Annotated in this window: 18 protein-coding genes; 11 read left to right on the forward strand and 7 right to left on the reverse strand. The window is 70.5% G+C overall.

From position 1 onward, the window contains the following. The first annotated feature begins 88 nt into the window (after positions 1 to 88). Positions 89 to 637 (forward strand): TetR/AcrR family transcriptional regulator, encoded by a 549-nt coding sequence (locus O2L52_RS01880; RefSeq protein ID WP_270113599.1) that lies wholly within the window; start codon positions 89 to 91, stop codon positions 635 to 637. Here the strand turns inward: O2L52_RS01880 and O2L52_RS01885 are convergent. After that, complete coding sequence (locus O2L52_RS01885) at positions 629 to 1,801, reverse strand: FAD-dependent oxidoreductase (protein WP_270113601.1); 1,173 nt, start codon at positions 1,799 to 1,801, stop codon at positions 629 to 631. The two genes, O2L52_RS01880 and O2L52_RS01885, sit on opposite strands and share 9 nt — an antisense overlap. A gap of 96 nt (positions 1,802 to 1,897) precedes the next feature. Between O2L52_RS01885 and O2L52_RS01890 the strand changes: the two genes are divergently transcribed. The 4 genes from O2L52_RS01890 (at position 1,898) to O2L52_RS01905 (ending at position 5,986) form a co-directional block, all read left to right on the forward strand. After that, the gene (locus O2L52_RS01890; RefSeq protein ID WP_270113602.1) at positions 1,898 to 2,488 is read left to right on the forward strand and encodes a TetR family transcriptional regulator; all 591 of its coding nucleotides are present in this window, start codon (positions 1,898 to 1,900) and stop codon (positions 2,486 to 2,488) included. Beyond that, the gene (locus O2L52_RS01895; protein WP_270113603.1) at positions 2,481 to 3,644 is read left to right on the forward strand and encodes a damage-control phosphatase ARMT1 family protein; all 1,164 of its coding nucleotides are present in this window, start codon (positions 2,481 to 2,483) and stop codon (positions 3,642 to 3,644) included. Before O2L52_RS01890 ends, O2L52_RS01895 begins: the two co-directional genes overlap by 8 nt. A 29-nt stretch (positions 3,645 to 3,673) precedes the next feature. Then, positions 3,674 to 4,603 carry an alpha/beta hydrolase gene (locus tag O2L52_RS01900; RefSeq protein WP_270113604.1) on the forward strand — a complete coding sequence of 310 codons (930 nt, stop codon included), beginning with the start codon at positions 3,674 to 3,676 and terminating at the stop codon, positions 4,601 to 4,603. Positions 4,604 to 4,930: 327 nt separating this feature from the next. Continuing rightward, positions 4,931 to 5,986: a glucose 1-dehydrogenase gene (locus tag O2L52_RS01905; RefSeq protein WP_270113605.1), complete on the forward strand. Its 1,056-nt coding sequence runs from the start codon at positions 4,931 to 4,933 to the stop codon at positions 5,984 to 5,986. Between the two features lie 120 nt (positions 5,987 to 6,106). Here O2L52_RS01905 and O2L52_RS01910 read toward each other — a convergent pair whose 3' ends face one another. After that, positions 6,107 to 7,624: an alpha/beta hydrolase gene (locus O2L52_RS01910; protein ID WP_270113606.1), complete on the reverse strand. Its 1,518-nt coding sequence runs from the start codon at positions 7,622 to 7,624 to the stop codon at positions 6,107 to 6,109. Between the two features lie 145 nt (positions 7,625 to 7,769). After that, on the reverse strand, positions 7,770 to 8,249 hold the full coding sequence (locus O2L52_RS01915; protein WP_270113607.1) for a MarR family winged helix-turn-helix transcriptional regulator: 480 nt from the start codon (positions 8,247 to 8,249) through the stop codon (positions 7,770 to 7,772). A 91-nt stretch (positions 8,250 to 8,340) separates the two neighbouring features. Between O2L52_RS01915 and O2L52_RS01920 the strand changes: the two genes are divergently transcribed. Then, the gene (locus O2L52_RS01920; RefSeq protein WP_270113608.1) at positions 8,341 to 8,976 is read left to right on the forward strand and encodes a GTP cyclohydrolase II; all 636 of its coding nucleotides are present in this window, start codon (positions 8,341 to 8,343) and stop codon (positions 8,974 to 8,976) included. 66 nt (positions 8,977 to 9,042) lie between these two features. On the opposite strand, the gene O2L52_RS01925 is transcribed toward O2L52_RS01920, so the two are convergent. Further along, complete coding sequence (locus O2L52_RS01925) at positions 9,043 to 9,396, reverse strand: ArsR/SmtB family transcription factor (protein ID WP_270113609.1); 354 nt, start codon at positions 9,394 to 9,396, stop codon at positions 9,043 to 9,045. Positions 9,397 to 9,498: 102 nt separating this feature from the next. Here O2L52_RS01925 and O2L52_RS01930 point away from each other — a divergent pair, with 102 nt between their 5' ends. The 5 genes from O2L52_RS01930 to O2L52_RS01950 all read left to right on the forward strand — a co-directional run bounded on the left by O2L52_RS01930 (position 9,499) and on the right by O2L52_RS01950 (position 13,504). Beyond that, entirely contained in the window at positions 9,499 to 10,983 is a 1,485-nt protein-coding gene (locus O2L52_RS01930) for an NAD(P)-binding domain-containing protein (protein WP_270113610.1), read from the forward strand. Positions 10,984 to 11,004: 21 nt separating this feature from the next. Further along, positions 11,005 to 11,490: an AAA family ATPase gene (locus tag O2L52_RS01935; protein ID WP_270113611.1), complete on the forward strand. Its 486-nt coding sequence runs from the start codon at positions 11,005 to 11,007 to the stop codon at positions 11,488 to 11,490. A gap of 142 nt (positions 11,491 to 11,632) precedes the next feature. After that, positions 11,633 to 12,019: an ArsR/SmtB family transcription factor gene (locus O2L52_RS01940; protein ID WP_270113612.1), complete on the forward strand. Its 387-nt coding sequence runs from the start codon at positions 11,633 to 11,635 to the stop codon at positions 12,017 to 12,019. Further along, positions 12,016 to 13,098: an ACR3 family arsenite efflux transporter gene (gene arsB, locus O2L52_RS01945; RefSeq protein WP_270113613.1), complete on the forward strand. Its 1,083-nt coding sequence runs from the start codon at positions 12,016 to 12,018 to the stop codon at positions 13,096 to 13,098. Before O2L52_RS01940 ends, arsB begins: the two co-directional genes overlap by 4 nt. Beyond that, positions 13,091 to 13,504, forward strand: coding sequence for an arsenate reductase ArsC (locus O2L52_RS01950; RefSeq protein WP_270113614.1), 414 nt, complete (start codon positions 13,091 to 13,093; stop codon positions 13,502 to 13,504). The genes arsB and O2L52_RS01950 overlap by 8 nt, the downstream gene beginning before the upstream one ends. A 51-nt stretch (positions 13,505 to 13,555) precedes the next feature. On the opposite strand, the gene O2L52_RS01955 is transcribed toward O2L52_RS01950, so the two are convergent. From O2L52_RS01955 to O2L52_RS01965, 3 genes are read right to left on the reverse strand one after another with little or no spacing between them, the layout of a single operon-like run. Continuing rightward, positions 13,556 to 14,446, reverse strand: a complete 891-nt coding sequence (locus O2L52_RS01955) for a carbohydrate ABC transporter permease (protein ID WP_270113615.1) — start codon at positions 14,444 to 14,446, stop codon at positions 13,556 to 13,558. After that, positions 14,443 to 15,429 carry an ABC transporter permease gene (locus O2L52_RS01960; protein WP_270113616.1) on the reverse strand — a complete coding sequence of 329 codons (987 nt, stop codon included), beginning with the start codon at positions 15,427 to 15,429 and terminating at the stop codon, positions 14,443 to 14,445. Before O2L52_RS01960 ends, O2L52_RS01955 begins: the two co-directional genes overlap by 4 nt. Further along, positions 15,426 to 17,099, reverse strand: coding sequence for an extracellular solute-binding protein (locus O2L52_RS01965; protein WP_270113617.1), 1,674 nt, complete (start codon positions 17,097 to 17,099; stop codon positions 15,426 to 15,428). Before O2L52_RS01965 ends, O2L52_RS01960 begins: the two co-directional genes overlap by 4 nt. Between the last annotated feature and the right edge of the window lie 135 nt (positions 17,100 to 17,234).

The raw sequence follows: 17,234 nt of genomic DNA on the forward strand, positions 1-17,234 counted from the left end.
TCCTCTCTGGTGCGACGCGGGAACGCGTCGATTTATACAAACGTATCATACGAATGTATAAATCCAGGACGCCCGCTAGGATCGCCGCATGGGACACCGAGAGGACCTGCTCGAAGGCGCGAAGCGGTGCCTCGTCGAGCGCGGCTACAGCCGGACCACCGCCCGCGACATCGTCGAGGCCTCGCACACCAACCTGGGGTCCATCGGATACCACTACGGCACCAAGGACAAGCTGCTGCTGCAGGCCATGGTCGAGATGTCGGGGGAGCTGGCCGAGCGGATGATGGCGGTCGACCCGGGCGCGGGGGACGCCGCCTCGCGGCTGCTCGCGTTCTGGGAGGGCATGATCGCGTCCTTCCGCACCGACCCCGGCCTGTGGCGGGCCAACCTCGAGATCCTCGTCCAGACCCTGCACGACCCGGAGCTGCGGACCCGCCTCGCCGACACCCAGGAGCGCGCCCGCGACGGGCTCGGGCGCCACCTCACCCCTGACGCGGGGAACTCGCGCCGCGCCGCCGGCTCCCTCCACTTCGCCCTCATCATGGGCGTGATGACCCAGCACCTCATCGACCCCGACCGCGCCCCTAGCGCCGCGGAGGTCGTGGACGGTCTGCGGGCCCTTTCTGGTTCAGCGTGACTTCCTGATCGACCGCTCCACCAGCTGCCGCACGCCCGGGAGCGTGATGGACCGCATCATCATGTCGCTCAACCAGACGTGGCACCGCGTGGGCGGCGCGAACCGGGCGATCCCCTTGCGCGCCAAGGCTTGGCGCTTTTCAGCCTCGGGACGCAGCCGCGACTCCCATTCGGCGAGCGCCGCGGGGACGTCCGCGCCGTGCCGCTCCAGGCTCCCGCCGAGCGCATCCGCGCCCGAGATCGCCAGGCCCGCACCGTAACCGGCGAAGAGCGTCACGCACCACGCCGCGTCGCCGAGGAGCACGACCCGGCCGTCGCTCCAGGAGTCCATGCGGATCTGGGCCACCGAGTCGAAGTAGGCGCCGTGGTCCTCCCGGAGCTGCTCCAAGGCCTCGGGCACGCCGCCGCCGAGGTCCCCGAAGGCCTCGCCGAGCGCGGCGGCCGGCCCGCGCGCGAGGTCCGCTCCGGTGTCGGCGCTGCGGTAGGCGAAGAACGCCGACGAGCGGCCGGGGCCGAGGTTGATGACGGCCGCGGTGCGGTGCGGGCCGATGAACGTGGTGCCGCTGCCTTCCGCGAGGCCCTGCGGGACCCGGCGCAGCGGGAAGGCCCCGACCATGTGGTCGAGGTCGACCCGGAACGCCGCCTCCTCGCCGAAGACGAGCCGCCGCACGTCCGAGTGCAGGCCGTCGGCGCCGACGAGCAGGTCGGCATGCTCCCGGGAGCCGTCGCTGAGGGTCGCGACGACCCCGTCCGCGTCCTGCGCGATCGCGGTGACCGTGGTGCCGAACCGGAACTCGGCCGTGGCCTCGACCGCCTCGAACAGCACGGTCTCCAGGTCGCCCCGGAACACCGACACCGCCCGCGCGCCCTGAGCGGCCTCCACGATCGCCTGCGGCACCGTGAACTTGGCGCTGCCGTCCGCGCGCACGAGGACCGAGGTGAACGCGCCGAGGTCCCGCTTCGCCAACGCGGGCAGGAGGCCCAACCGCTCGACCGCGTCAAAGCCGCCGCCGATCAGGTTGAGCATGTACCCGCTGCTGCGCCGCGCAGGCGCGCGCTCGACCACGACCGCGCGCCAGCCCGCCCGGTGCAGCCGCAGCGCCGCCGCCAGTCCGGCGATCCCCGCCCCGACCACGACCGCCGTGCGCTTCCCGTACTCCGCCATTGCCGCCTCCTTGGTTTGAACACGTGTTCATCATCAGTATGAACGATTGTTCAAACTTGCGGCGAGGGGCCCTGCGCCGCCCGCTACACTGGGCCCGTGCCAAGAGGAGTCGCCATTCCCGAGCTGCGCCAGCAGCTCTTCACCGCCGCCGAGCGCGTGATCCTCCGCGACGGCCCCGGCAGGCTCAGCGGCCGCGCCGTCACCACCGAAGCCCGCGTCGCCGCCGGACTCCTCTACGCCCACTTCGCCGACCTCGACGACTTCCTCGCCGCCTACGCCGTCGACCGCTCCTTCGTCGTCACAGCCGCTGCCGGCCGCCTCTCCGCACGCGCCGGGACCGGCGACCCCGCCGCGAACCTGGCCGACGCCCTCCTCGCCATCCCCCGTGAGCCCCTCGCCGCGCTCGCGCGCCTCCTCGTCCTCCGGCCCGACCTCGCCCGGCGAGTCCACGACGTCCTCGGCGAGGCCACCGCCCTCGACGCGATCGAGCAGGCCGCCGCCGCGTACCTCGCCGCCGAACGCGGCCTCGGCCGCCTCGCCGCGGGCACCGACACCGAAGCGATCGCCTTGGCCCTCACCGGCACCCTCCACCACCTGGCCCTCACCGGCGACGACCCCGACCGACTCCGGCCCGCGATCACCGCGCTGGCCGGCGCAACCGCGAACGAACGGAGTGGCAATGGCTGACCTGCGCCCGGAACCGCCCCCGCGCATCGGCATCGACCGGCCCGGGTCGTTCAGCCGCTCGTGCTTCCACGAGCGCCACCCGGTGCTCATCGCGAACCTCATCGCCGACCACCCGTACCCGCCGCGCATCCGCGCCCGGCTCGAGGCACTGCTCGCCGAGAGCCTCGACGGCACCGTCCCGCCCGAGGTCCCGCCGGGCCCGAACCAGGCGTTCTGGGCCGCCGAGCTCGCCGCGTGCGCCGGCCGTCCCTGGAGCGCCCTGCCCTACCTATGGGCCGAGTCGTACTTCTACCGCCGCCTCCTCGACGCCACCGAGTACTTCGACACCGAGAGCCCCTGGTGCGGCGTCGACCTCTTCGCCCCGCAGAAGCACGCGCAGCTCGCCGGCCCCGAGATCCGGGCCGACCTCGACGCCTACGCCGCGCTCAGCGAACGCGACCGCACCGAGCGCCGCCAGGCCCTCCTCCACGCGAGCCTCTGGGGCAACCAGGCCGACCTCGGCTTCCGCACCACCACCGACATCGCGGGCCGCAGCGGCGTCGTCGTCGACGACGGCGCCGCCGTCTGGGACCTCGTCGACGGCCCCGGCGGCGGACCGGTGATCGTGGTGGCCGACAACGCGGGCCGCGAGCTCACCGCCGACCTCGCCCTGGTGGACGCGCTCCTGGAGACCGGTGTCGTGGAGCTCCACCTCAAACCGCACCCGTACTTCGTCTCGGACGCCACCGGCAACGACCTGCTCGCCACCCTCGACGCGCTCGACGCCGACCCGAACAAGCCCGTGCAGGCCCTCGCCCAGCGGCTGCGCGAGGCGATCCGCGACGAGTCGCTGCGCGTGCGCACCCACGGCTTCTACGCGCTGCCCTCCACCTACCGGCACCTGCCGCCCGGCCTCGCCCGCGACTACGGCGCGGCCAGGCTCGTGATCGTCAAGGGCGACTTGAACTACCGCCGCCTCGTCGGCGACCGCGAGTGGGACCCGGCCACGCCCTTCGGCGACGTCGTCGCGTACTTCCCGGGCGACGTGGCCGCCCTCCGCACCGCGAAGTCGGACCTCGCGGTCGGCATCCCCCCGGCCCGTCTCACCGAGTTGGACAACGCTTCCCCGGACTGGCGGATCAGCGGCACGCACGCCATGATTCAGGTGCTGCACTGATCCTGCGGCACTGATCCGAGGAGGCGGCGTTGCCGGTCGACGAGTACTTCACCACCATGTTCCGGGGCCTCGAGCAGGCCACCGCGCCGGGCGAGACCGACGAGGCGAAGGACGCGCTCGCGCAGGCCTACATGCGCGAGTACATCGGCGAGGCCCTCGCCTGGGACGCCACCGGCATCACGGTCGAGGACACCGTGATCGAGGGCTCGCACGGCCCGATCCCGCTGCGCCTCTACCGCCCCGAAGGCGAACTCGCCGGCTCGGTGCTCTGGTGCCACGGCGGCGGCTTCAAATACGGCGACCTCGACATGTTCGAGGCCCACGTCGTGAGCATCGAGCTCGCCCGCCGCGCGGGCGTCGCGGTCGCCTCCGTGGACTACCGGCTCGCGAACGACACCGTCAAGTACCCCGTGCCCGGCGACGACGTGCTCGTCGCCTGGGACTGGTGGTGCGAGCAGCCGCTGCCCGAGGGCGCGCCGATCGGCCTCGGCGGCGCCAGCGCCGGTGCGGCGCTGGCGCTCACGGCCGCGCTGCGCACCAGGGACCTCGGCGGCCGCCCGGCCGACGTGCTGCTCCTGGCCTATCCCTTCGCGCACTACCCGAACCCGGCGGTGAGCCCGGCGCTGAGCGCCGAGATGGCGGTGCTCCCGTTCCGCTTCGAGGCCGAAGGGGTCGAGGAGATGGTCCGCAACTACGTGGGCCGCATCAGCGACATCCCGCCGAACGCGCTCCCGGGCGCGGCCCGGCTCGACGGCCTGCCGCCCACCCGCCTGGTCGTCTCGGAGTACGACGACCTGCGCGCCTCGGCCGATCTGCTGGAGCGCCAGCTGCGCGAGGTCGGCGTCCCGGTCGAGTCGTACGTGGCCCATGGCATGACGCACGGGCACCTGAACCACGCGCCGAGCCTCCCGGAGGTCTCGCACTCGCTCGACTTCTTCGTGAAAGGCCTTCAAGTCTGACGGGCGCCGGCTCCTTACGGCGTGCCGTTCTCCGACCGGTTCGACCCGATCCACCTGCGGCGGCGCTTGATCCGTGGCATGGTGAGTACCGGCGGCACCGGTCGCCGCGCGCTCCCGTGCTCGGTTCGTCCCGCACGGTTGTGCCGGTGATCTGGTCCACCGCAGGCATACACCCGGCCCGTCTGGGTAGCCGAGCGGGACGAAGGAACGGCCGCCTTGGAGGGAGTGGGACGACTTGGCTTCGCGCATCGAGCATTACGAGTGGACGCTCCCGGCCCGCGTGCCGTGCGGCCCGCGCACGAGCCCGTCGAGAGGGAGTGAGCCGCCATGCGCGCGTTGACCTTCGCCCCTGGGAAGCAGGGCACTCTGGAGCTCGCCGAGATCGACGACCCCGCACCGGGGGAGGGCGAGCTGCTCGTCGAGGGCCTGGCGCTCGGCGTGTGCGGCACCGACAAGGAGCTCGCGAACGGCGAGTACGGCTGGGCGCCCGAGGGCGCCGACCGGATGGTCATCGGGCACGAGTCGCTCGGCCGCGTCAAGACCGCGCCCGAAGGCAGCGATTTCGCCGCGGGGGACCTGGTGGTCGGCGTGGTGCGCCGCCCCGACCCGGAACCGTGCGGCGCCTGCGCCCGCGGCCAGTTCGACTCGTGCCGCAACGGCGACTACACCGAGCGCGGCATCAAGCAGCTCGACGGCTACGGCAGCGAGCTGTGGACCGTCGAGGCCGAGTACGCCGTCAAGCTCGACCCGGAGCTGTCCGATGTGGGCGTGCTGCTGGAGCCGATGAGCGTGCTCGCCAAGGCCTGGGACCAGATCGACCGGATCGGCTCCCGCGCCTGGTTCGAGCCGAAGTCGGTCCTGGTCACCGGCGCGGGCCCGATCGGGCTGCTGGCCGCGCTGATCGGGGCGCGGCGCGGGCTCGAGGTCCACGTCTACGACCACAACGACCACGGGCCCAAGCCGAAGCTCGTCGCCGACCTCGGCGCGGCCTACCACCACGAGAGCATGGCCGCCGCGGTCGAGGCCGCGAAGCCGGACATCGTCATCGAGGCCACCGGCGTGGCCGACCTCGTGTTCGACGCGATCAGCGCCACGGGGGCCTTCGGGATCACCTGCCTCACCGGCGTGTCATCCGCCGGACGGACGTCCGATGTGGACGCAGGCGGCGTGAACCGGCAGATCGTGCTGGAGAACGACGTGGTCTTCGGTACGGTCAACGCCAATCTGGACCACTACGCGGAGGCGGCGCGGCAGCTCGCCGAGGCCGACCGGGCCTGGCTCCGCCGCATGATCACCCGCCGCGTGCCCCTGGGCCGCTTCGAGGAGGCCTTCCGCGGCGAACCCGACGACGTCAAAGTCGTCATAGACCTCACTGGGGGGTAAGGGAAAAGCGGGGGGCGGGGGGGGGGGGCCCCCCCCCCCCCGCAAAAACTAGAAAAGGGCCGGCGGGGGGGGGCCGCGCCCGGCGGTCGGGCTGGGGGGCCCGGCCGCCGCTGCAAATCCTTAGAAGGGGCCGGCGGTGCGCGGCACTCGCCGGTCGTTCAGCGCGCCCACTCCCGGGAAGTCCAGGTTCGGGCAGCTCAGGCCCGCTTCAGGAACGGCCCGGTCCACGAAGTAGGCGTTCACCGCTTCGTCGATGCACTCGGAGATGCCGCCGTAGACGGTGTGCCCGTAGCCCTCGTAGGTGACGAGGTGACCGTCGGCCTGCTCGGCGGAGGCCAGCGTCCAGTCGTACACGGTCGCGGGGTCGTGCTCGTTGCCGATGAACACGATCGGCGGGGCGTGGTCGACGTCCAGCTCCTCGCGCTCGTTGGTGTGCTCGATGCCGGAGCCGACGCAGGTGAGCGCGTGGTTGTTGTACGGCGTCCACTCGACGTTCGGGTAGTCCTCGGTCAGGCGCTCCTGGAGGTCGGCGAGCTCCTCGTAGTCTTCGATCTCCCAGCCGTAGTCCTGGCACCAGGCCGGGTAGTAGAGGTGCTCCACCTCGTCCTCCTCCTGCAGTGCGGTGAGGCCGCTGAGGGGTGTGCCGTCGCGCATCGCGACGTACGCCTCGGCGAGGCTCGGCCAAGCGTGCGGGGAGTTCGCGGCGAACGTGTACTGCATGGACAGTGCGTAGAAGTCCAGCGGCTCACCGGTGTCGGGGTCGAGGAGCTCCCCGGCGCGGGCCTTCGCCTTGATCTCGCTGTAGAGCGCGGTGACGTCCTCGCCGTGGAGCGCGCATGCGGGCGCGCCCGCGCACCAGGCGGTGAACGCGGCGAAGTTCTCCTCCACGGCCTCGGTCTCGGTGCTCATGAACTCCCACACCGATGCGAGGCTGTGGTCCATGTTGCCGTCCAGCACCATGGTGCGGATCTTGCGCGGGTAGGCCTCGGCGTACTGCTGGCCCATGATGGTCCCGTAGGAGTAGCCGAGGTAGTTGAGCCTGCCCTCGCCGAGCGCGCGGCGGATGCGCTCCATGTCTTCGACGGTCTCGAGGTTCGAGACGTGGTCGAAGAGCCTGCCGGTGCGCTCGCGGCAGTCCTCGGTGAGTGCCGCGTTGGCGTCCTCGAGGGCCTCGAACGAGTCCTGGTCGGTCGGGACGCCGACGGCGTCCACCGCGGCCACGGCGTCGATCCCGCAGAGGACCTGCGTGCTGGTGTTGACGCCGCGCGGGTCGAAGCCGACGATGTCGAAGCGCTCGGCGGCCTCGCCGGTGAGCGGGTTGTACTGCTTGACCGAGTCGACGCCGGAGCCGCCGGGCCCGCCGGGGTCCATGAGGATCGTGCCGAGCTTCTCGTCAGGGTTCGCGGCCTGCCTGCGGGCCAGGCCGATCTCGATCGTCTCGCCGCGCGGGCGGTCGTAGTCGAGCGGGACCTCGATCGTGGCGCACTCGACCGCTTCGGCCGGGTCCGTGTCGGGACACGGCTGCCAGTCGATGCCGTGGTGGCCGGAGCCCGCAGCCGCGGGGGACGCGGCGAGGAGGGTGATCGCGAGGACCGCGGCCGAACCGGCCGCGGTGAGGTAACGGGTGGATGCTCTCATGCAGGAAGTCCTTCTGCCCGAAGTACACCGGACCGCGCGGGCGCGGCCCGGTCGTTCCTATTGCATTTGAGAGTCTATGAAAGGTATTGCCCCGCTGGGGATCCCGCAGGCTGTACCTTCGGTGGTCCGATTTCCCGCGGTGCGGCTACCAGCAGGTGCCGCCCTGCTTGCGTTCGGCGATGCGGTCGCGCACCCGGCCGAGCCCGTCGGCCACGGCCTTGCGCTCCTCGGGGGTGAGCACGTCGATGAGGATCTCCCGCACGGCCTCCACGTGCCCGGGCGCGGCGCGCTCGAGGGTCGCGCGGCCCTCGGCGGTGATCTCGGCGAGGACCCCGCTCTTGCTCCACTCGCACTGGCGGCGGGTGACGAGCCCGGCCTTCTCCATCTGGCCGATCTGGTAGGTGAGGCCGCTCTTGGAGTTGATGATCCGCTCGGCCAGCTCGGTCATGCGCATCGCGCCGGCTTCGGCCCGGTTGAGGGTCATGAGGATCTGGTACTGGAGGTGGGAGAGGCCCATGTCCTCCTTGAGCTGCTGGTCGAGCTCGCGGTCGACGAGGGTCGCCGCCGAGATGAACGCGATCCAGGCGTTCATCTCCTCCTCGTTCAGCCAATTCGTGTGACCCATGCCTCCAGCCTAACTCCTTGTTCAAATTTGAACTCAACTGTACCTTAGTCCAAGCAGTTCAAATTTGAAACGGTTGAGCATCGGAGACGACATGGAAACCGTTCACGCGACCGCCGCGGTCCGCACCCGCGTCACCATCCCTCTCACCTTCCCCGACGGCTACGCGACCACCGCCGAGGCCGTCACCTTCAGAGGCCTCGCCGACGGCCAGGAGCACTTGGCGCTCGTGCTCGGCCACCCCGCCCCCGGCACCGCCCCCCTCGTGCGCCTCCACTCCGAATGCCTGACCGGCGACGTCTTCGGCTCGGCCCGCTGCGACTGCGGCCCCCAGCTGCGCGAAGCCGTCGAACGCATCAGCGAGCGCGGCGGCGTCCTCCTCTACCTGCGGCAGGAGGGCCGCGGCATCGGCCTGTACAACAAGCTCGACGCCTACGCCCTCCAAGACGGCGGCCTCGACACCTACGAGGCCAACGCCGCCCTGGGCCTGCCCGAGGACGGCCGCGACTACACCGCCGCCGCCCAGATGCTCGAGGCCCTCGGCACCGGCGCCTTCGAGCTCCTCACCAACAACCCCGACAAGGCCCGCCAGCTCCGCGACCTCGGCGCCGACGTGACCGCGACCGTCCCCACGGGCGTCTTCGCGACCGACAGCAACGTCCGGTACCTGAGCGCCAAGGTCGAGCGCACCGGCCACACGATCGCGCTGGCCGGCCTCGCCGCAGCCTGACGAACGCCGAAAGGGCCCCGCATCTCAATGATGCGGGGCCCTTTCGCGTGCTCAGCGGCCCTTGGCTCAGCAGCCTTGAGAACTGGTGGCGGTCGAGAGGCCGGCCAGCGCCCGCATCGGGCCGGTGAAGGCGTCGCAGCACAGGGCGTAGATGTTGCTGCGGCCCTTGGGGGTCACGGTGACAAGTCCGAGTTCGCGCAGCGGCGCGAGGTGGTGGGAGACGAGGGTCTGGGCGAGACCGGTCGCCTCGGTGAGTTCGCGCACGGTGCGGTCGCGCTCGGAAAGGAGCATCACGATCGCCAGGCGGTTCTCGTCGGCGAGGGCTTTGAACTGGGGTGCGAGGTCGCGGGCGCGCTCGACGAGCTTCTCGTCGGACTCGGCGGTGACGTCGGTCAACTCGATCTCGATCAGGCGGCTCATCGATCAAGTAAACCACAGAACTTGCTATCAACAGCAATCGCTGGTATTACTTACATCAATTCATGTGATCGCGATCGGCGCGACCACTGCAAGGAGGTCACCATGTCTCTCACCACCCGCCCGGCCGCGACCTGCGCCGTCATCGGGGCCGGACCGGTCGGCCTGGCCGCCGCCGCCCACCTGCTCGAGCGCGGCATCACCCCGGTCGTGCTCGAAGCCGGCCCGAGTGCCGGGGCGGCGGTCGGCCAGTGGGGGCACGTTCGCCTCTTCTCGCCCTGGCGTTTCGACATCGACACAGCCGCGAGGCGACTCCTGGAAAGCGCCGGCTGGGCCGAGCCGGACGCGGACGGCCTGCCCACGGGCGCGGAACTCATCGGACGGTACCTCGAGCCGCTGTCCGCCGCGCTCGGCTCCCATGTCCGCTACGGCACTCGCGTCACCGGCGTGAGCCGCGTGGACGCGGACAAGACCCACACCATCGGCCGCGAGGGCCGGTCCTACCTGCTGCGCACGGTGAGCAACGGCGAATGGTCCGATGTGGTCGCTGACGCGGTGATCGACGCGTCGGGCGTCTGGGGCCGGCCCAACCCGCTCGGCGCCCACGGCCTGCCCGCAGCTGGCGAGACCGCCGACGCGCCCTGGCAGGCCGGTCCGCTCCCTGACGTCCTCGGCGCCGACCGCGCCCGCTTCGCCGGGAAGCGCACCCTCGTCGTCGGCGCGGGCCACTCGGCCGCCAACACCCTCATCGTGCTGGCCGAACTCGCCGAGACCGAACCGGGCACCGTGATCACCTGGGCCGTGCGGGGCCAGTCCGCCGCGAAGGTCTACGGCGGCGGCACGGCCGACGCGCTACCGGCGCGCGGCACGATCGGCACCCGTCTCAAGGGCCTTGTGGAGTCGGGTGCGATCGAGCTGGTCACCTCCTTCACGATCTCCGGGTTCGACACGGCCGCAGACGGATCGGTGACCGTCACCGGCAGGACCGGCAGTCTCGCCGTGGCGATCGAAGCAGACAATGTCGCCGCCGCCACCGGGTTCCGGCCCGATCTGGAACTGCTGCGCGAAGTGCGCCTGGACCTGGACGCCACCGTTGAGGCCCCGGCGAAGCTCGCCCCGCTCATCGACCCGAACTTCCACTCCTGCGGCACGGTCCCGCCGCACGGCGAGGCCGATCTCGCCCACCCCGACGAGGGCTTCTACATCGCGGGTGTGAAGAGCTACGGCCGCGCCCCGACCTTCCTGCTGGCCACCGGGTACGAGCAGGTGCGGTCCATCGCCGCGGCCCTCGCGGGCGACCGCGAGGCCGCCGACGCGGTCGAACTGGAACTGCCCGAGACCGGCGTCTGCTCATCCAGCCGGGCGCTCGACGCCACCTCGATCGCCGACGCGGCGGAGTCTGGGGGCTGCTGCGGCACCACTGCCGCCGCCGACGACGCCGGGTGCGGCACGAGTGCCGACTCCGGTTGCGGCACGGAGCAGCCCGAGCCGGTGGCCGTCGGTCCCCGGGGCCTCGCCACTGGCGTACTCCACGGTCGCGCGGGTGAGCGGGTCGAGCTGCCGCAGCTGAAGTCCGGCTGCTGCGGCTGACCCGCCTGCTAGCTTGGCGTCATGAAGCGGGTGCTCATCACGGGCGTGTCAGGAGTCGGCAAGTCCACCGTCGTCGCGGAACTCGCTGCCCGCGGACATGCGGCGGTGGACACCGACTACGGCGGCTACTGCTCGCCCGGTCCTGACATCGATCCGCCGAAGCCGACCGCCGAGCCCGGCTGGGTCTGGAACGAGGCGCGCCTCCGGCAGCTGCTGGCCGCAGGAGGCAACCCGCTCTTCGTGGGCGGCTGCGTCTCGAACCAGGGTCGCTTCTACCCCGACTTCGACCGGATCGTACTGCTCAGCGCCGCACCGGAGGTGGTGCGGCGCCGACTCCTGGAGCGCACCGGCAACGACTACGGCAAGCGCCCTGGCCAACTGGAGCGGGCATTGCAGGACCAGGCGGAGGTCGAACCGCTGCTCCGCCAGGGCGCGACACTCGAGATCGACACCGGCGCACCGCTCGAGACCGTGATGGCGCTCCTGCTGGACCACGCCCTCGGCTGAGGAACTGAGCGAAGGCCCAGTCGGGCCTGCTCCCCGTACCGGCGGACCGCGTTCCGCCGGCCGGAGCGGCCCGGGGGCACCTGTGGTGAGAACTATCGGGACGCGAATGGACGCTTGATTAGACGTCTGCCAAAATAGGCGCATGTCTAAGCAACCTGTTCATATCGCTGCGCGCGGCGATCTGGACGACTGCCGGGTGCCCCTCGTGAGCGAGCCGCTCAATGCCGGCCAGGCCGAGCGGCTCGCCCCGTCCTTCAAGGCGCTCGGCGATCCGGTGCGGCTGCGGCTGCTCTCGCTCATCGCCTCCCACGCGGGCGGCGAGGTCTGCGTCTGCGACCTGACCGACGCGTTCGACCTCACCGCGCCCACCATCTCCCATCACCTCAAGGTGCTCAAGGAGACCGGGCTCGTCACGGCCGAACGCCGCGGCACCTGGGTCTACTACCGGGCCCGGGCCGAAGCGCTCGGCCTGCTCTCGGCAGTGCTGGCCGTCCCGCAGCCCGCCGTCCTGCAGGAGTCCAACGCGTGAGCACCGACCTCGCCACCGCGTCTCCGGCCAGGCTCTCGACGCTCGACAAGTTCCTGCCCGTGTGGATCGGCGCGGCCATGCTCGCAGGCATCGCCATCGGCCAGTTCGTCCCCGCGGTCGGCAAGGCGCTGAACGCGGTCCAGATCGGCGGCATCAGCCTTCCGATCGCGGCCGGACTGCTGCTCATGATGTACCCGGTCCTCGCCAAGGTCCGCTACGACAAGCTCGACTCGGTCACCGCTGACAAGCGGCTTCTGGTCTCCTCGATCGTCCTGAACTGGCTCGTCGGGCCGGCGCTCATGTTCGCCCTTGCCTGGATCTTCCTGCCCGACCTCCCCGCGTTCCGGACGGGGCTGATCATCGTCGGCCTCGCCCGCTGCATCGCCATGGTCATCATCTGGAACGACCTCGCCTGCGGCGACCGGGAAGCCGCCGCCGTCCTCGTCGCCCTCAACTCGGTCTTCCAGGTCATCGCCTTCGGCGCACTCGGCTGGCTCTACCTCGACGCCCTCCCGCGCTGGCTCGGCCTCGACTCGACCGGCCTCGAAGTCTCGGGCTGGGAGATCGCCCTCAATGTGGCCGTGTTCCTCGGCGTGCCGCTCGCCGCCGGATACCTGACCCGCCGCATCGGCGAGCGCCGCAAGGGCCGCGACTGGTACGAGGAGCGGCTCCTGCCGAAGATAGGCCCGTTCGCGCTCTACGGCCTGCTGTTCACGATCGTGGTCCTCTTTGCCCTGCAGGGCGAAGCGATCATCGGGCAGCCGATGGACGTCGTCCGGATCGCGCTCCCGATGCTGGTCTACTTCGCGCTCATGTGGGCCGGCTCCTTCCTCTTCGGGAAGGCCATCGGCCTGAACTACGAACGCTCGACGACGCTCGCGTTCACCGCCGCCGGCAACAACTTCGAACTCGCCATCGCCGTCGCCATCGCGACCTTCGGCGCCGCCTCCGGCCAGGCCCTGGCCGGAGTGGTGGGCCCGCTCATCGAGGTCCCGGTGCTCGTGGGCCTCGTCTACGTGAGCCTGTGGGCCCGCCGATTCTTCGACACCCGACCGCAAAGGAACACCGCCGATGTCTGAGCAGCCCTCAGTCCTCTTCGTCTGCGTCCACAACGCCGGCCGCTCACAGATGGCCGCCGGGTGGCTCACCCACCTCTCGGCGGGCCGCGTCGAGGTCCGCTCGGCCGGTTCGGCCCCCGCCGAGAGCGTCAACCCGATGGCCGTCGAGGCCATGAGGGAGGTCGGCATCGACATCGCGGACCAGTCGCCGAAGATCCTCACCGTGGACGCGGTCGAGGCCTCCGACGTGTGCATCACCATGGGCTGCGGCGACGTCTGCCCGGTGTTCCCCGGGAAGCGCTACCTCGACTGGAAGCTGGACGACCCGGCCGGGCAGGGCATCGCGCCCGTCCGGGTCATCCGCGACGAGATCAGGGCCCGCGTCGAAGCCCTCATCGCCGAGCTCTTCCCCGAACCGAAGAGGTGAACGACGGGACCGCACGCCCCCGGAGGGAGCGTGCGGTCCGCTTCGGATCGGTCAGCCCTTCACCGCGCCGATGATCACGCCCTTCTTGAAGTGCTTCTGCACGAACGGGTAGATGATCAGCGCGGGGATGATCGCGATCATGACGATCGCCATCTTCACCGCGAGGGTCGGCGGCGCGTCCTGCAGGCCCGAGGCCTGCGGGAGCGGCGCCGACTCCACCACGTACGTGCGCAGCACCAGCGCGAGCGGCCACTTCCCGGTGTCGTCGAGGTACAGGAACGCGTTGAACCAGTTGTTCCAGTACGCGACCGCGTAGAACAGCGTGACCACGGCGATCACGGCCTTCGACAGCGGCGCCACGATCTGCCACAGCACCCGGAACTCCCCGGCGCCGTCGATCCGGGCCGAGTCGAACAGCTCCTGCGGGATGCTCATGAAGAACGCCCTGAGCACCACCACGTTGAACGCGGACACGGCCATCGGCAGGATGATCGCCAGGTAGTTGTCGCGCAGCCCGATCGCGCTCACCCACAGGTACACGGGGATGAGGCCCGGGAAGATCACGAACATCAGCAGCACCGAGAACAGGATCGTCTTGTGCCCGAACGACCCCGGCCGCGACAGCGAGTACGCGCCCAGGATCGACACCACGACGCTGATGAACGTGCCGACCGCCGTGATCCCGAGCGAGACCACCAGGGACCGCAGCACCACCGGGTTGCGGAACATCTGCTCGTACGCCTCGAACGTGACCCCGTCGCCGGGCCAGATCACGAGCCCGCCGACGCGGTTCACCGTGTCCCCGCTCGACAGGCTCGTCAATGCGATCGTGTAGAGCGGGAACAGGATCAGCAGCGCGATCACCACGATGCTCGCACCCTTGGCCGCCAGTCCGGCGGCACTCGGCTTCTCTTCCCAGGCGGGACGGTTCCGAGAACTCATGATTTGGAGTACACCCCCCGCTCGCCCAGCATGTGGGCGAACTTGTTGGCGGCCAGGATCAGCACGAGCCCGACCACGCCCTTGAACAGCCCCGCGGCGGCGCCGTAGTCGAAGTCGCCGGTGCGGATGCCGCTGTAGTACACGAACGTGTCGAACACTTCCGAGGCCTGCGAACCCACAGCGCTGCGCTGCAGGAAGAACTGCTCGAACCCGACGTTCAGCGCGTCGCCGAGCCGCAGGATCAGCAGCAGCACGATCACCGGCCGGATGCCCGGCAAGGTGATGTGCCACAGGCGCCGCCACCGCCCGGCCCCGTCCACCGCCGCCGCCTCGTACTGGTTCGGGTCGATCGCGGCCAGCGCCGCGAGGAAGATGATCGCCCCGAACCCGGCCTCCTTCCAGATCGCCTGCGAGGTCACCAGCAGGATGAACGTGTCCGGATCGGTCATCCAGTCCACGCCCTCGAACCCGTTGGAGCGCAGGATCTGCGAGAGCAGGCCCGCCCCGCCGAGCATCTGCTGGAAGATCGCGATCACGAGCACCCAGGAGAAGAAGTACGGCAGGTACACCACGCTCTGCAGCATCGCGCGCAGCCGCTCGGACGCGATCGAGTGCATGAGCAGCGCCAGCGCGATCGGCACCGGGAAGTAGAACACCAGCTGGAACGCGGTGATCGACAGCGTGTTCACCATGGCCCGCAGGAACTCCGAGTCGGCGAACAGCACCTGGAAGTGCGTGAACCCGACCAGGCGCGAGCCGAAGATGCCGCCGGTGAACGGCTTGTAGTCCTGGAAGGCGACCACGTTGCCCAGGGTCGGGATCCACCAGAACCCCCACACCAGGATCATCATGGGCGCGGCCATGAGCAGCAGCGGCCAGTCGCGGCGCAGCCGCTCCCGCCAGTGCGCCTTCGCCTTCGCCTTCCGCTTCGGGGAGTCCCCGGCCTGCTCGACCGGGGACTCCTTGTCGGTCACGGTGCTCACAGGCGGTCGTTGTCCTTCGCGACCTCGGTGTAGTACTCGCGGGCGGAGTCGCCGACCTTCGCGCGCCAGTCCTCGACGATGGTCGCCCAGGCGGCGACGTCGCGCTGGCCGCGGTAGATCTCGTGGTGGGCGTCCTTCATCGGCTCGTTCTCGGCGGAGAGGTCCGAGGGCATCTCGACGCGCAGGCCCTGGAAGGGGCTGGGGTCGAGGAACGGCGCGGCGTTGGTCTCCCACTCGTGCAGGCGCTCGACCATGCCGGGGTACTGGAACCGGTTGTTGGCGTTGGACCGTCCGGAGAGGAACATGTAGGTCGGCGCGACCTCGGTCTGGCCGAGTTCGGTGCGCTGGGGCACGCCTTCGGCGTCGATGGTGAAGTGGACGCCTTCGACGCCGTCGGAGACCAGGTCGTACTCGACGGTGCCGAACGGGGCCGAGCACCAGTTGGCCACGCGCAGGCACTCCTGGACGCGCTCTTCGGAGAGGTCCTTCTTGATGAAGGTGAACATGCCGGCGGGGTCGTCGCGCCAGATCGTGGGCGTGCCGCCGGCCTCGCGGGCGAGCGGGTCGATGACCTGCAGGTTGAACCCTTCAACGCTGCGGTAGGTCTGGTACATCTCGTGCCAGGCGCCGAGGCCGTCCTCGTAGAACACGGCCTGGCCGGAGCCGATGAGCTCCTTGGAGTTCGTGTTGCGGTCGGCCACGTAGTCGGGGTGGACGAGGCCCTTGTCGAAGACCTGCCTGGTGAACTCGATCGCGGCGGCGAACGCCTCGGTCTCGAACTTGTGGACCAGCTTGCCGCCCTCGACCTTCCAGAGCGTGGGCACGCCCATGGCCTCCTGGACGGTCTGGTCGAGGCTGGCGAACGCCCAGCGGTTGCTGCCCGGGTCGTTGACCTCTTCGGCGATCGCGAGGAGCTCGTCGAGGTTCGTGGGCTGCTCGAGGCCGAGCTCGTCGAGGATGTCCTGGCGGGCGAACAGGGCGTTCGTGTAGGGCGCGCGTTCCCAGGGGATGCCGAGGAGCTTGCCGCCGAAGACGCCCATGGCCCATGCGGCCGTGGGGTAGGAGGCGAGGAGCGGGTAGTCCGCGGCGGCCTTGTCGCCGGCGAGGTAGGGCGAGAGGTCGGCGAAGAGCTCGTTCGCGGCCTCGCTGAAGTCGGAGAGGTTCACGATCTCCCAGCCGGGGATCTGGAACATGTCCGGCACGTCGCCGCTGGCGAGGGTGGTGGTGATCTTGTCGAGGTAGTTGTTGCCGTCGGCGATGTTGAAGACGACGGTGCCGCCGAGGATCTCGTTGACCGTGGCGAAGTACGAGTTGTCGGGCAGGCCGGGCGGGGTCGGGTTCCACAGGGGGGTGACCGCCGTGATGTCCTCGCCGGTGGTCATGACCGGTTCGGTGACGGCCGTGACCGGTTCGGCCGGGCGCGAGAGGAACCCGGGGGTGACGGAGCCGTCGGGCTGGCCGGGCAGGTCGGGTTCGATGCCGCCTTCGTACGGGGTGTACGTCGGGAGCAGATCCGCGAGTTCGTCGGACCCGGCCGCGGTGCCTTCGGGGCCTTCGTCGAGGGCCGCGCACCCGGCGAGGGAGGCTGCGACCGCGCCCGCGGCGCCGGCCTGGAACAGGCCTCGGCGCTGGATGCGGAACGCGGGGACGTTGCTTGAGGTGTCGCCCATGGCGATGCCTTTCGTTGGGGGATACAGGGTTCGCCGGTGTTTGTGCAGGCTGAGGGGGCCGTTGTTTAATGGTATGACCAAACAAATATAACCGGCTCGATGAGACGGGTGCAACACCCCTCCCAGAAGTAACTT

Origin of the sequence: Glycomyces algeriensis, assembly GCF_027622855.1 — a bacterium.
Taxonomy (GTDB): Bacteria; Actinomycetota; Actinomycetes; order Mycobacteriales; family Micromonosporaceae; genus Glycomyces; species Glycomyces algeriensis.